The sequence below is a fragment of the Stenotrophomonas maltophilia group sp. vghtpe118 genome (assembly GCF_052605195.1).
This window is the reverse complement of the sequence record NZ_CP199672.1, coordinates 2,359,552-2,373,293: the sequence shown is the minus strand read 5'-3', so window position 1 is coordinate 2,373,293 and position 13,742 is coordinate 2,359,552. Positions and strand designations below refer to the sequence as shown.

Below are 13,742 nucleotides of genomic sequence, written 5' to 3'. Positions count from 1 at the left end.
TCCATTATGCGACAAGCCCGGCGCTCAGCCGGTACCGGTGTGCCCTGGCGGTGCTGCCGATGCACCGCGCGCCAGCCAGCGCACGCCCTTCCACAGGGCGCGCCAGACCAGCCACACCAGCAGCGCACCGGCCAGGCTGCAGGCCAGCACCACGACCAGCGCGATCCACGGGTGTGCCAGGGCGAGGGCCAGGCCACCGATCACGACGGTGTCTTCGGCCGCAGAGGCGACCCAGTTGCTGGCCGGTTCCGGCGAGGTGTTGAGCAGGGCGCGGGTACCGGCCTTCAGGCCATGGCTGGCCAGGGCGACGCCGGCACCGGCGGCGAGCGCACCGGTGCCCAGCTGGCCATCCGGCGACAGCGTGGCCGCCGCAAGGAATGCGCCGGCGGGTACGCGCGCGAGCGTCTGCACCAGGTCCCACACCGAATCCACGCCAGGGATCTTGTCGGCGAAGAACTCGGCCACCGCCAGCGCCGCCGAGGTGCCCAGCACCCACCATGATTCGGTGGCCTGCAGGGCGGGGGGCAGATCGACCCAGCCAAGCAGCCCGGCCAGGCCGACACCGAACACGGTGAGGTAGACGCGGATACCGGCCAGCCAGGCCAGCAGGATGCCGATCACGAACAGGTGGGCTTCGGTCATGGCGATGCTCCGGCGACGGAACTGTGCAGGGGGCCACACTATCGACGATGGCGTGCCTGAACGCCACCGACCGTGGCCGGCCACTGCGCAGGAAACCCACCCGTCCTGTCATACACTAGCCCGTCGTTTGCCACAGGGGCCGTACCGGTGTCGCCCTTGCGATACCCCGGAAACCACCCATGACCAACCGTCCTCCCATGCGCGTGCAGGTCCGCCTGCCCGGCGCGCCGCAACCGCCTGCCGACCGTCGCCGCCTGCTGGTGATCGGCGGCATCTGGCTGCTCAGCCTGGTGCTGGCGGTGCTTGGCGGCTGCTGGATGGCCACCCCGCGCGATGCCCAGGGCCAGCGCCTGCAGGCCGCCGAGAAGCGTGCCGAGGCGCTGCAGGCGCAGCTGACCGAGCTGCGCCAGAAGCAGGCCACGCTGGAAGCCTCCGACCGCATCAGCCGTGCCGCAAATACCGAGGTGCAGTCCTCGTTGGCCGAGCGCGATGAGGAAATCGCCGGGCTGCGCGCCGATGTTGCCTTCTATGAGCGGCTGGTCGGCTCGACCAGCCAGCGCAAGGGCCTGAACACCCATTCGATCGAGTTCAGCCCGGAAGCGGCCGGCACCTGGCAGTACACCGCCGTGCTGACCCAGAACCTCAACCGCGGGGCCATCAGCCAGGGGCAGATGCGCTTCACCGTGGAAGGCGTGAAGAACGGCAAGCTGGCCACGATCAGCTGGGATGATCTGCACCAGCGCAGCAAGGTGCCGGGACAGGACTACTCGTTCCGGTACTTCCAGCAGCTCACCGGCAGCGTGATGCTGCCGGCTGACTTCACCCCGCAACGCGTGCGGGTGACATTGGGGAGTGGTACGGGGGGTACCACCCAGGTATTCGACTGGAAACAGGCCGGTGCGCCGGCCAGCAAAGGGGAGTAGGCAGATGTTCGGAAGCAGCAAATCCAACCGTGAAGGCCAGCTGGTGGTGGATGCCCTGATCGGCAACCAGGTGGTGATCCGCGGTGATGTGGAATTCAGTGGTGGCCTGTATGTGGAAGGCCGCATCCACGGCAAGGTGATCGCCGCCGAAGGCGCCAGTGGTGCGACCCTGACGGTTGCCGAGCACGGCGTGATCGAAGGTGAGATCCGGGCCCAGGTGGTGGTCATCAGTGGCCGCCTGGACGGCGATGTACACGCTACCGAGAAGGTCGAGTTGACCCCGAGCGCACGGGTCAATGGCAACGTCCATTACCAGGTGGTGGAGATGAACGCGGGCGCGCAGCTGAACGGCCGCCTGATCCATGCCAGCGCCCCGATGGCAGCCTTGCCGGCGCCGGAAGGCGAAGACGCCCATGATGGCAAGGGCGATACCGCCGCGCGTCGCAAGCTGGCCGAGGCGATGGCTTGAAAGCCGTCGTCGGCACCCCCATGCTGGCAGCATGAGCACGCTAGTCTCCCTGCCCGGCGCCACCCCGGTTGCCGCGCCCGATTACCAATCGCTGGAGCGCCCGCTGAACTTCACCGAGTCGGCGGCCGCCAAGGTCAAATCCCTGATCCAGGAAGAGGGCAACCCCGACCTGGCCCTGCGTGTGTACATCGAGGGAGGCGGCTGTTCGGGCTTCCAGTACGGGTTCGAGTTCGACGAGAACCGTGCCGAGGATGACCTGGCGGTACAGACCAGCGGTGTGACCCTGCTGGTCGACCCGCTGAGCCTGCAGTACCTGATGGGCGCGGAGGTGGATTACACCGAGAGCCTGACGGGTGCCCAGTTCGTGATCCGCAACCCGAACGCAAAGACCACCTGCGGCTGCGGCAGCAGTTTCAGCATGTAAGCAGGGCGCGGGGCCTGTGTCCCGCGCGACAAGGTGTGTGGAGCAAGCTCCACACCCACAGACGGTTTCCGCAAAGCCTGCGGCTTGCCACCTGCATCGATTGGCGGCACGCTTGGCGGATGCCCAATACTCCTTCGCCGCTTTCCGGTTTTGCCTTCGTTGGCGAACCGTTGGAGCGCGCCGATGCCCTGCGCGAAGATGCCGATGCACTGGCGCGCCTGTGGCCGGGCGCGCGCATCCTCGTCCTCGATCACGATGGCAGCGCCTTCACCGGCGATGACGACCAGCCGCTGGCGCTGACCGGCGCCGACGTCGGCGGTGGCCCGGGCGCCGCAGTTTTCCTGGGGCTTCGCGGTGATCAGGCATGGTTCTCGGTCGAAGCCACCCATGTCACCGTGAGCGCGCCACGCCGACTCGATCTGCGCCAGGCTGCATTGTTGTGGCCGATGGCCGATGCCACCGCTTTCAGCTATGCCCGTGGCATGTCCTACTGGCACTCGCGCACCCGCTTCTGCGGCGTATGCGGCGGCGCGGTGGCGTTTGCCCGTGGCGGCTTCGTCGGCCGTTGCGCGCAGTGTTCCACCGAACACTATCCGCGCGTCGATCCGGCGGTGATCGTCGCCGTGGAAAACCAGGGCCGGCTGCTGCTGGGCCGACAGTCGAACTGGGCCCCGCGCCGTTACTCGGTGCTGGCCGGCTTCGTCGAACCTGGCGAGACCTTCGAGCAGACCGTGGTGCGCGAAGTCCATGAGGAGAGCAAGGTGCGGGTGACCGCCTGCCAGTACCTCGGTTCGCAGCCGTGGCCGTTCCCCGGCGCGCTGATGGTCGGCTTCCGTGCACAGGCGCATGACGACCTGCCGACCGTGGATGGCGAGCTGGAAGACGCGCGCTGGTTCAGTGCCGACGAGGTCGGCGCCGCGTTGGCGCGCGATGTGGAGGACGACGGCCAGGGCATCCGCCTGTCGCCACCGATCTCGATTTCGCGGAGCCTGATCGAACACTGGTACCGCCAGCAGCGGGGCTGAGCCGGCGTTTCGGCCGGGCCGATCGTGGCAGCTGTATTGCCGCCACCTGAACACGGCCCGGGTTACAGTCCGGTTCACCCGCGAGGGCACCACTGCGACAGGTAAGGTAGCGGCGCCGAGCGTTCTGTTTCGTAGGGAGACCTGCCATGTTCACCACTCTGGCCGCCGTGCTGGTGGCGCTGGCCCTGGGCCACGTTGCCCCGGCCGCTGCCGCCTCGATGCGCCGTTTCGACGGCTTCCGGCGCTGGCTGGGCTGGCTGGACGCGCGTGGTGGCAAGGCCTGGCAGGGACCGGCTGGAGTGGCGCTGGCGCTGCTGCCGCCGTTGCTGCTGATGGGGCTGCTGGCGTGGCTGCTGCGCGGAGTGCTGTTCGGCCTGCCGTCGCTGCTGCTGGGTGTGGCCGTGCTGGCCTGGTGCTGGGGGCCGCGCGACCTGGATCGCGATATCGAAGCCATCATCGATGCGGACGACGCCGCGACGCGGCAGGCAGCCGTACGCAACCTGCAGGCCGCCGGTGGCAGCCTGCGCGAAGACGTGCCGTCGCTGGTCGAAGCGACCGTGCTCAATGCGCTGCGTCGCTGGTTCGCGGTGCTGTTCTGGTTCCTGCTGCTGGGCCCGGCCGGTGCGCTGGGCTACCGCTTGCTGGCGCTGATGGCGGAAAGCCCGATGCGTGCACGCGTGCCGGTGGAGCCGCTGGCGCTGGCGCAGCGCCTGCTGGGCTGGATCGAGTGGCCGGTAGCGCAGCTGATGGCGTTCTCGATGGCGCTGGTCGGCAACTTCGATACGGCGTGGAAGGCCTGGCGCCAGGCCCATGGCGAACGCCTGGTCGGCACCATCGGGTTTCTGGGCGCGGTGGCGCGGGCCAGCGTCAACGCCGAGCTGCGCGAGGACGCGCACGATTACACCGAGGCGGGGCTGTTGCCGGTGTGGCAGCGGCTGCCGGACCTGCGTGATGCGATGAGCCTGGTGTGGCGGATGCTGCTGCTGTGGCTGGCGATCCTGGCGTTGCTGGTGATTGCAGGCTGGGTGACGTAGTTGTTTTGCAGGGCTTGCAGCCCTGCACCTGCAGAGGCAACAGCAACAGCGGCTCTGGGTTGCTGACGGTTGGGCGGGGAGGTGTGGGGCTGCAGGACACGCCGTAAACCCCCAAACCGGCCCAGCCGCTGGCGGCTGTGCGTTCAGGCGCTTGCGAAGCAGTGCTTCGCAAGCAAAGCGCCCTCACCCCTGGAGGCTCGATGGCGCCATCCATGGCGCCAACGGTCCTGCGGCCCCACACCGCCCCACCCCCGACAGTTTCCCGGTGACGGTGGGTCAACTGCGACTGCCGGTGGGTGTCGACCTTGGTCGACACGGTAGATCCACGCCATGCGTGGATGCAGAGCGAAGCGATCCGCTTCCGCTTTTGATCTTCTCTTTCTTTTCCGTGGTGGACGCACACGGAAACTGTCCGTGGCCGGGCGGGATGGGTTTGCGGGGGTGTCCGCGGCATGGATGCCGCGGCCAAGCCTCCACGGACGGATTCACGGCGTCCCCCGCAAACCCATCCCGCCCGGCCGACCCCAAGGCTTCTGCCTTCAAACGCCGCCCACCACGAGGGGCTGCGCCGTCGGCTGGAAACCTAGATCGGTGCCAGCGCGGTGAATGGCGCCCACGGCAGGTTGCGCAGCAGCGCATAGCCGGGAAGCACCCAGAGCCAGAACATGGGATTGCCCAGTATCCGCATCAGCGGATCGAGCACACGCGGACGGATGCCGGCGACGTTCAGCAGCATCAGCAGGAGGAAGGGCAGGCTGATGACCAGCAGCGGGTTCATCGCCATCGCGCCGGGCAGGTCGAAATGGACCAGCGAATACAGGCAGCGGGTGCTGCCACAGCCCGGGCAGTACAGGCCGGTCAGCGCGTACAGCGGGCAGCTCGGCAAGGGATTGCCGGCGGCATACGGATTGACGTTGCGCAGCACCAGTGCGGCACCGGCGGCCAGGCCGGTGGCGGCCAGCAGTGGTGCCCAGCGGGCCATTCGGGATCGGGTGGGCAGGGCGGACATGCAGCAACGGATCCGGCGCAGGCGCCGGATCCGTCCACGCGGATCAGTAGCCGCTGTTGCTCATCGCACCCATGCCGCCGAGAGCGACGATCAGGATGCCGTACAGCACGCCGACCACGACGGCGGCAATGGCCGACCAGATGGCCCACTTCTTGGCCTTGGCCGAGGATTCCTGGGCACCGGCGATGTCGCCAGCGGCCAGCTTGCCGTTGACCTGGGCGGCGTAGACGATCGACACGATGCCGGCCGGCAGGCAGCAGAACAGGGTGCTCAGGATGGCCCAGACCAGATTGTTCGGGACCTGCGGAGTGGCGGTATTCATGGGTTCAAGCTCCTTGATGGGTGGTGGTGGTGAATCATTGGTCGGAAAGAGCGCCCAGTACGGCCAAGCCGCCGAACAGCCCGAACCACAACAGCAACAGGACCGGCAGGGCCACGGCCGAAGCCACCGCCCACCAGCCCGCCTTGCGCGACGCGCTGTAGGCCCCCGGCAGGTCGCCGGCCGCGCGGCGGCCATCGACCTGGGAGGCATAGACGATCGACACCACGCCCAACGGCAGGCAGCAGAACAGCGTCGTCAGGATCGCCCAGACCAGATGGTTGGGGATGTAGACGGGACGGCTGAGCGGTGGCGGTTGATTCAAAGCAAGACTCCATTCCTTGGTGGCCGGCCTTGGTGCATTGGCCGAACCTCCCCCCTGTGGGTGCGTAATCTACCTCAACCTGCGCTGCATGTATGCGTTTACAGTCAGATGGTGGTGTGTGTGGCCCTTGACTGGGCGCTATTTGACGGGCCTATGTCATGAGACAGAGGCCGTCATTCCGGGGATTGGGGCTATCGCCTGGAAGCGCTACCGACGGCCGCCGGGCCGATCAGGCGTGATCGCCACGCAGGGCCCGCACCTGCGCCTCCAGCACCGGGGCGCGGGTGGCGTGGCCATCGACGGCCGGTGCCGCCACGACCTCGACGGTAGCGCGGAAACGGCGCGGCACCCGCATGCGGCCGAGGCGGCTGTCGCGGCGACTCCACATGCTCGACCACATGCCGCGCAGCGCCATCGGCACCACCGGCACCGGCCGGCGCTCGAGGATCTTCTCGACGCCGGACTTGAACGGCGCCATCTCCCCGTCGCGGGTCAGCGCACCCTCGGGGAAGATGCAGACCAGTTCGCCTTCGGCCAGCGCAGCGTCGATCTCGTCGAACGCCCGCTGCATCAGTGCCGGGTCTTCGCGCGCACCGGCGATCGGGATTGCCTTGGCGGTCCGGAAGATCCAGCGCATTACCGGGATGTTGAAGATCCTGTAGTACATGACGAAGCGCACCGGGCGCGGAATGGTCGCCGACAGGATCAGCGCGTCCATGTAGCTGACGTGGTTGCAGACCAGCAGCGCGGCGCCTTCGTCGGGCACGTTGGCCTCGATGCCGTGCGGGCGCAGCCGGTACAGGGTGCGCACCATCAGCCAGCTGAGGAAGCGCATCAGGAATTCAGGGACGATGGTGAAGATGTAGATCGCCACCAGCGCGTTGGCGATGGCCAGCGCCAGGAACTGCTGCGGAATGGTCCAGTGCAGCAGCGTGTGCGCGGCCAGCGACAGCAACGCCGCAGCGACGATGAAGCCCGAGTTCTGGATGTTCAGTGCGGCGAACACGCGCGACATCTGCGCCTTCGGCGTGCGGCTCTGGATCAGCGCGAACAGCGGCACCACGAAGATGCCGGTGAACAGGCCGATGCCGATCAGGTCGATGACGATGCGGATGCTGCCGGGCTGCTGCAGGAACGGCGCGATGGTCAGTCCGTGCACCGTCGCTTCGCCGCTGCGGGCGAAGTACAGGTCGAGCAGGAACGCGGTCATGCCGAACGCCCCCAGCGGTACCAGGCCGATTTCCACCGTACGGGCTGACAGCTTCTCGCACAGCAGCGAGCCGACGCCGGTGCCCACCGAGAACAGGGCCAGCGCGAAGATGTACAGGGTCGGCTCGCCGCCCAGGTTGGTCACCGCGTAGGCCGGTAGCTGCGAGGTCAGCACGGTGCCAACGAACCAGAACCAGGACACGCCCAGGATCGAGTTGCGCACGGCCTTCTGCTGGCGCGCCATGCGCAGTACCGCGAGCGATTCCGGCAACGGGTTCCAGTTGATCTTCAGGGTCGGGTCGCCTGCATCGACCCTGGGAATCAGGCGCGCGGCGATGTTGCCGCAGATCGCCAGGGCGATGATCGCGCACGCAGCCACCACCGTGCCGTGGCTCCCGGCCACGGTGAACACCAGGCCGCCGACGATCATGCCGGAGAGGATCGACATCGAGGTCCCCATCTCGACCAGGCCGTTGCCGCCGGTCAGTTCCTCGGGCCTGAGCACCGACGGCAGCACCGAATACTTCACCGGGCCGAACAGGGTCGATTGCATGCCGGTGCAGAACAGGGCGACCAGCAACACCGGCAGGCTCTGGGTGAGGAAGCCGGCCGCCGCCAGCGACATGATCACGATCTCCATGGTGGTGGTGATCACGATCAACCGCGATTTTTCCAGTTTGTCGGCGATCTGCCCGGCCAGTGCCGAGAACAGGAAATACGGCAGGATGAAGATGGCCGGTGCCAACGTGGCGTACAGCCCGAGTTCCTCCTCTGGCACGGCCATGAACAGCAACATGCTGATGATCGCTTGCCGGTACACGTTGTCGTTGAAAGCACCGAGCGCCTGTACCACGAAGAACGGCAGGAAACGGCGCTGGCGGAGCAGGGCAAACTGGTTGTGACCGGACATGGAACCTCCTTGACCGGCGCAGCCTAGCATTCCTGCCCATCCGCTGTGGGTGCGGACCTGTGGGTGCGGACCGTTGGTCCGCACACCTGCCGTCGGACTCAGACGATATCGTCGACCACGCCACCATCCACGCGCAGTGCCGCACCGGACGTGGCCGAAGCCTGCGGCGACGCCAGGTACACCACCATGTTGGCCACTTCCTCGACCGTGGCAGTGCGCTGGATCACCGAGGACGGCCGGTGTGCCATCACGAACTCGCGGCCGATCTGCTCCAGCGGCTTGCCGCTGCGCCGGCGTTCATCCTCGAACATCGCCGCGAAGCCATCGGACAGGGTCGGGCCAGGCAGCACCGCGTTGACGGTGACGCCGCTGCCGGCCACGCGCTTGGCCAAGCCGCGCGACAGTGACAGCTGCGCGGTCTTGCTGACCCCGTAATGGATCATGTCGACCGGGATGTTGCGCGCCGATTCGGACGAAATGAACAGCACGCGGCCCCAGCCGGCATCGACCATCGCTGGCAGCAGCGCACGCGACAGGCGTACGCCGGACATCACGTTGGTCTGCCAGTAGCGCTCCCAGGTGGCGTCATCGGTCTGGAAGAAATCCTCTGGGCCGAAGATGCCAGCGTTGTTGACCAGGATGTCGACCCTCGGCAGCCCAGCCAGCAGCGTATCGACACCGGCCGCATCGGAGAGGTCGGCGGCGACACCCAATACGTCGGCTCCCGGCACGGCCGCGAGCAGATGCTGGCGGGCGCGCTCGACGCTGCTGGTGCTGCGGCCATTGACAATGACCCGCGCACCAGCGCTGGCCAGGCCTTGGGCGATGGCCAGGCCGATGCCGGCGGTGGAGGCGGTGACCAGCGCGGTGCGGCCGCTGAGTTCGATTTTCATGGTGATGATCCGGGGCGGGAGCTGCCCAGTATCCGCGTGGCGGCGTGATCGAACTGCATCGCCCGGTGCAACGCGCCGTTGCACGCGGCGCAGCAGATCCACGCCATGCGTGGATGGGATGCCCGATCAGCGATGAGGGATCAGGTCAGGTTGGTCACCGCCTCATTGGCCGCGGCACGCACCTTCGGCAGCATGCGCAGTACCAGCGCCATCTGGGTACGGATCAACTGCAGTTTCGGCGGCATCGCCTCGTCGATCTGCTCCAGCTCGGCAGCCACCGCGCGGTCGGCGTCGTTGTCATCGTCCGCGACGGGTTGCCGCGCGGTCAGCGCCGTCGCCAGCTGCTGAAGTGCCTTGCGCACGCGATCGCCCGCGGCCAGCGCCAGTGGATCGCCTGCGTAGCTGTCCACCTGGTCGCGGTGCGCACCCAGCGCCGACAGATGCCCCAGCAGCGTGTTGGACAGCGCCAGGAAGCGGAAGCCGGCATCCAGGTTGCGGCGCACGTGGCCGGGTTCGCGCAGCATGTTCGACAGTGCGGTGGACAGCGCGGCGTCGGCGTTGTGCATGTCGCGGCGGGCGATGCGGTAGGCCAGGTCGTCGCGCATGCCGCTGCGGTACTGGCCCAGCACCGAATCCAGGTAGCGAGCGGCAGTGTCCAGCACGCGTGCCAGGACGAGATGCAACTGGCGGCCCTGCCAGTCGGGCAGGATCAGGAACGCTGCCGCCGCTGCGATCGCGCAGCCCAACAGCGTATCGACCATGCGCGGTACGATCAGCACGAAGCCATCGCCGATCAGGTTGAAGCAGGTCAGCGCCATCACGGTGATCGCGGCTGATGCCACCAGGTAGCGGTCGGTGCGGGTGAAGAAGAACAACAGTGCCGACAGCAGTGCGATCAGCAGCTGTACGTGCAGCTGCGGGAACAGCTGCAGCAGTGCCCAGGTCAGCACCAGTCCGGCGACGGTGCCGACGATGCGCTGTGCCAGGCGCTGGCGGGTGGCGCCGAAGTTGGGCCGGCACACGAACACGATGGTCAGCAGTACCCATGAACCGTTCTGCGCATTGAACAGCCGGATCGCTGCAAAGCCGGCGATCAGTGCCAGTGCCATGCGCAGGCCATGGCGGAACAGCACCGAGCCGGGCGTGAGCTGCTGGCGGATGCGCACGCCCATCTCGCGCAGGGTATGCGGGTTGCTGTCGCGCAGGCGGGTGTCGACGTTGTCCAGGCTGGCTTCGGAACGTTCGGCATCCAGCAGGCGGCGCTCGATGCTGCGCAGGTTGTGAACCAGCAGGTCCAGCGAGCCGAGCAGGCGCTGCCACTGCGGGCGCTGCTGGTCACGCAGGTAGGCGAGCGCGTCGGCCAGGTCGCGCCCGGCCTGCTGGTTGCTTTCGCCGTATACGAACGGACGACGCAGCCGGATCGCCTCGCCCAGGCGGGCACAGGCCTGGCCCTGCAGGTCGAGCAGGCGCTGGCAGCGGTAAAGCACATCGCTGTGGAAGAAGGCGTCCACCAGCGCGCCATACGGGTAGTGCGAGGAACTGGCGCGCTCGTGGAAATCCTGTGCCATGTAATACAGGCGCAGGTACAGGCCGGAGTTCACGCCCGGCCGCCCGGAACGGCCGAAGCGGGCCAGGATCGCGGTCTTGGCCTCGTTCAACGCACCGACCACGCGCCGGTTCTGTTCCGCCAGGTCGAGCTGGCGACGTTGCAGGTCGGCTTCGCGCACCGGCTCGAACAGCGCAGCCTTCAGCTGCAGGTAGCGGCCCAGCTCAACGTACAGCCGCGCCACGCGTTCGCGCACCGGCCGGTTGGCGAACAGCGCAGTCCACAGGATCGACAGCAGCCCGTACCAGGCTGCACCGGCCAGCAGATGGCTGACCGCGTCCAGCGCGCTGTGCAGGTCGCTGGCGCCATGCTGCTCCAAGCCGATCATGGTGTAGATCGCCAGCGTCACCGTGGCCTGGGCAATGGATGCGTAGCGCTCACCGAGCGCGCCAAGCAGGGTCAGGCCGAAGGTGGACAGTGCCAGCGCGCCGATGAAGATCCACGGCCACGGGAACAGCCAGATCACCGAGGCTGCCGCAATGCAGAAGCACAACAGTGACAACACCACGGCCTTGATCCGGCCCCACCAGTTGTCGTCCGTTTCTGCGATGGCGCTTGCGATGATGCCGAGGAATACGCCGGGCAGGGCGGTCAGCGCGTCGAACTGCCAGCACACGGCCACGGCCGCGGTCAGCGCGATGAACACGCGCAGGCCGTAGCTGGCCTTTTCGTGGGCCCACAGGCGGCTGAGGCGGGATTGGCGGGCGGACATGCAGGCTCGGTGGAAGGGTCTTCCACCATTATTGCGGGCTGCGCGTGAAATATGGAGGGCGGACCAACGGTCCGCACCCACGGTGCTGCCGGGCCCTACATGTCGAACCGCACGCTCACAGCGAACGTGCGTGGCAGGCCTGTGCCGGCGTTGGACCAGTACCTCCGGTTGGCCAGGTTCTCGACGCTGGCGCGCACGGTCACCGGATGACCGGAGGCGAGCAGGCGGTAGCCGATGCCTGCATTGACCAGCGTGTAATCGGGCAGCTTCAGGGTGTTGTCGGCGTCGTACCAGACATCGCCGTAGTAGCGCACCGCGGCGTATGTTTCCAGGCCATCCACCCACGGCAGCTGGTAGGTGGCGTGCACGACCCCGCTCCAGCGTGCCGCACCGGCGGTACGGTTGCCCTCCTGTGCAGCGCTGGCCGGGGACAGCCTGTCGTAGGTCGGGTCCAGCCAGGTGACGCCTCCGCCAATCGTGAGGACATCGCTGAGGTGCAGGTCGGCACTGGCCTCGATGCCTTCGTACAGCGTGATGCCGTCCTGCACCAGGCGCTTGCCGGCCGGTGTGAATTCATCGATGTTGGCGCCACGCTCCAGCCGGAACACCGCCACGTTCGCGTTCCAGCGCGCGGCCTCGGCCTTCGCGCCGATCTCGTACTGCTTGCTGAGGGTCGGGTCGAGCACATCACCGGCGTTGATGTAGTTGTTGCCTACGCGGCTGCCCGCTTCCAGCGATTCGATGTAGCTGGCGTAGAGGGTGACCGCCTCGCTGGGCTTGAACATCACGGCATAGGTCGGTGTGACCGGATAGGTGTGGTAGCGGCCCTTGGTCTCGTAATCGTTGTAGCGCCAGCCCGCCAGCACCGACCAGCCGCTGCCGAGATCGACGGTATCGCTTGCGAACACGGCCTGCTGCACGGTCTCGTCGCCGCGGGTCATCACCCGTGAACCGACGGCGTCATGGCGGATGGCATGGCGCTGGTACAGGTTGGCGCGGCCGATCAGGCTCCATTCGTAGGGACGGTCCCAGCCCAGCCCGGTCTGGTGACTGATGCCTGCCACCACCTGATGCTGCAGCGGACCGGTGTGGAAGCTGCCCTGCAGCATCGCCTGCGCCAGCTTCCACTCGCTCTTGCCACCCAGTTCATAGACGTTGACGTCATAGTCGCCATTGGGCGAATCGATGTAGGCGAAGATCTTGTTGACGTCATTCCACGAGGTGGTGACGCCATAACTCAGGCTGGTTTTCCAGTCGCTGTTGATCTGCCAGTCCAAGCGGGTCGACAACAGGCTGGAACGAGTGTCGTAGTAGGTGCCGGGGACACTGTTGCCGGAATTCCCGGCGATCGGTCGTGGCAACGAGGTCAGTCCGCGGAAGTAGTACTGCGGCGATTCCTCGCGCAGGTCGCGTGACTGGAACACGCCGTCGAAGGTCCAGATCAGTGCGTCGCTCAGGCGCGCGTCCAGCGACAGTGCGCCCACCTTTCGATCGACGTGGCCACCGTTGAAGGTTTCGCCCTTTTCCCGGTAGGCGTTGAAACGATAACCGAACATCTGCTCGTTGCCGAAGCGGCCGCCGACGTCCATCCCGCCGCTGACGATGCCCTGCTCGCGCCAGCCCAGCTGGGCGGAGAAGGTGGGCGTATCGGTCGGCTTCTTGGTGATGTAGTTGACGATGCCACCGGGGGCACCGAAACCGTAAAGGAATCCGCCCGGGCCTTTCAGCAGATCGACCTGTTCCATCACTTCCAGCGGCCACTCGGTACCCCACGAGGAGACCTGCAGGCCATTGACCCGATAGCTGTCGAAGTTCAGGTCGATGCCACGGTTGCGGATCGGCGAACTCCAGCCACTGGCATAGGCGCTGACCTGGGTGGTGACCGAAGGGTCGAGCAGGAACGCTTCGCCCAGCGAGACCACTTGGCGCTGCTCGATCTGCTCGCGGCCCACGGCGGTGATCGCAAACGGGGTATCACGCAGCACGCGATCACCAAGGGCGCCAGTATCGGCGTGGGTGCGTTCGGCGGTGACCTTCACCGCATCCAGATCGGTGGCACTGCGGTTCCGATGGGTGCGCTCGGGAACGGACTGGGCATGCGCGGCGCAGGCCAGTGACAGGGAAACGGCAAGCAGGGCCGGGCGGCAGAGTGGGTGCAGGAGCATGGTTCAGTCATCCTCGGCGAACGGCCACGCGCCATCCGCCCGCATGGGGGAAAGGTTGATGGCTGGGATCACGCAGG

General features: G+C 67.1%; 13 protein-coding genes. 5 read left to right on the top strand and 8 right to left on the bottom strand.

Annotated elements, in window-relative coordinates:
• Positions 1-24 precede the first annotated feature (24 nt).
• Positions 25-642 (bottom strand): DUF4126 domain-containing protein, encoded by a 618-nt coding sequence (locus ACUDTM_RS10860; RefSeq protein ID WP_252744862.1) that lies wholly within the window; start codon positions 640-642, stop codon positions 25-27.
• 179 nt (positions 643-821) lie between these two features.
• Here ACUDTM_RS10860 and ACUDTM_RS10855 point away from each other — a divergent pair, with 179 nt between their 5' ends.
• The 5 genes from ACUDTM_RS10855 to ampE all read left to right on the top strand — a co-directional run bounded on the left by ACUDTM_RS10855 (position 822) and on the right by ampE (position 4,517).
• On the top strand, positions 822-1,565 hold the full coding sequence (locus ACUDTM_RS10855; protein WP_005419791.1) for a DUF6776 family protein: 744 nt from the start codon (positions 822-824) through the stop codon (positions 1,563-1,565).
• 4 nt (positions 1,566-1,569) lie between these two features.
• Positions 1,570-2,034, top strand: coding sequence for a bactofilin family protein (locus ACUDTM_RS10850; protein ID WP_053497672.1), 465 nt, complete (start codon positions 1,570-1,572; stop codon positions 2,032-2,034).
• A gap of 31 nt (positions 2,035-2,065) precedes the next feature.
• Positions 2,066-2,458: an iron-sulfur cluster insertion protein ErpA gene (gene erpA, locus ACUDTM_RS10845; protein WP_005419789.1), complete on the top strand. Its 393-nt coding sequence runs from the start codon at positions 2,066-2,068 to the stop codon at positions 2,456-2,458.
• 119 nt (positions 2,459-2,577) lie between these two features.
• Positions 2,578-3,483, top strand: coding sequence for an NAD(+) diphosphatase (gene nudC, locus ACUDTM_RS10840; protein WP_088497350.1), 906 nt, complete (start codon positions 2,578-2,580; stop codon positions 3,481-3,483).
• Between the two features lie 146 nt (positions 3,484-3,629).
• Positions 3,630-4,517 carry a regulatory signaling modulator protein AmpE gene (ampE, locus tag ACUDTM_RS10835; RefSeq protein WP_072168916.1) on the top strand — a complete coding sequence of 296 codons (888 nt, stop codon included), beginning with the start codon at positions 3,630-3,632 and terminating at the stop codon, positions 4,515-4,517.
• 583 nt (positions 4,518-5,100) lie between these two features.
• Here the strand turns inward: ampE and ACUDTM_RS10830 are convergent.
• The 7 genes from ACUDTM_RS10830 to ACUDTM_RS10800 form a co-directional block, all read right to left on the bottom strand.
• Positions 5,101-5,526, bottom strand: coding sequence for a DUF2752 domain-containing protein (locus tag ACUDTM_RS10830; RefSeq protein WP_151355416.1), 426 nt, complete (start codon positions 5,524-5,526; stop codon positions 5,101-5,103).
• Positions 5,527-5,569: 43 nt separating this feature from the next.
• Positions 5,570-5,848 (bottom strand): CD225/dispanin family protein, encoded by a 279-nt coding sequence (locus ACUDTM_RS10825; RefSeq protein ID WP_005419785.1) that lies wholly within the window; start codon positions 5,846-5,848, stop codon positions 5,570-5,572.
• Between the two features lie 34 nt (positions 5,849-5,882).
• A complete protein-coding gene (locus tag ACUDTM_RS10820) occupies positions 5,883-6,170 on the bottom strand; it encodes a CD225/dispanin family protein (RefSeq protein ID WP_005419784.1) in 288 nt (95 codons plus the stop codon).
• A gap of 229 nt (positions 6,171-6,399) precedes the next feature.
• Entirely contained in the window at positions 6,400-8,289 is a 1,890-nt protein-coding gene (locus ACUDTM_RS10815; RefSeq protein ID WP_061478191.1) for an MFS transporter, read from the bottom strand.
• A gap of 98 nt (positions 8,290-8,387) precedes the next feature.
• Positions 8,388-9,182, bottom strand: coding sequence for an SDR family NAD(P)-dependent oxidoreductase (locus tag ACUDTM_RS10810; RefSeq protein WP_111200489.1), 795 nt, complete (start codon positions 9,180-9,182; stop codon positions 8,388-8,390).
• Positions 9,183-9,322: 140 nt separating this feature from the next.
• Positions 9,323-11,500, bottom strand: coding sequence for a YccS family putative transporter (gene yccS, locus ACUDTM_RS10805; protein WP_072168920.1), 2,178 nt, complete (start codon positions 11,498-11,500; stop codon positions 9,323-9,325).
• A 95-nt stretch (positions 11,501-11,595) separates the two neighbouring features.
• Positions 11,596-13,665, bottom strand: a complete 2,070-nt coding sequence (locus tag ACUDTM_RS10800; RefSeq protein WP_445391307.1) for a TonB-dependent siderophore receptor — start codon at positions 13,663-13,665, stop codon at positions 11,596-11,598.
• Positions 13,666-13,742 lie beyond the last annotated feature (77 nt).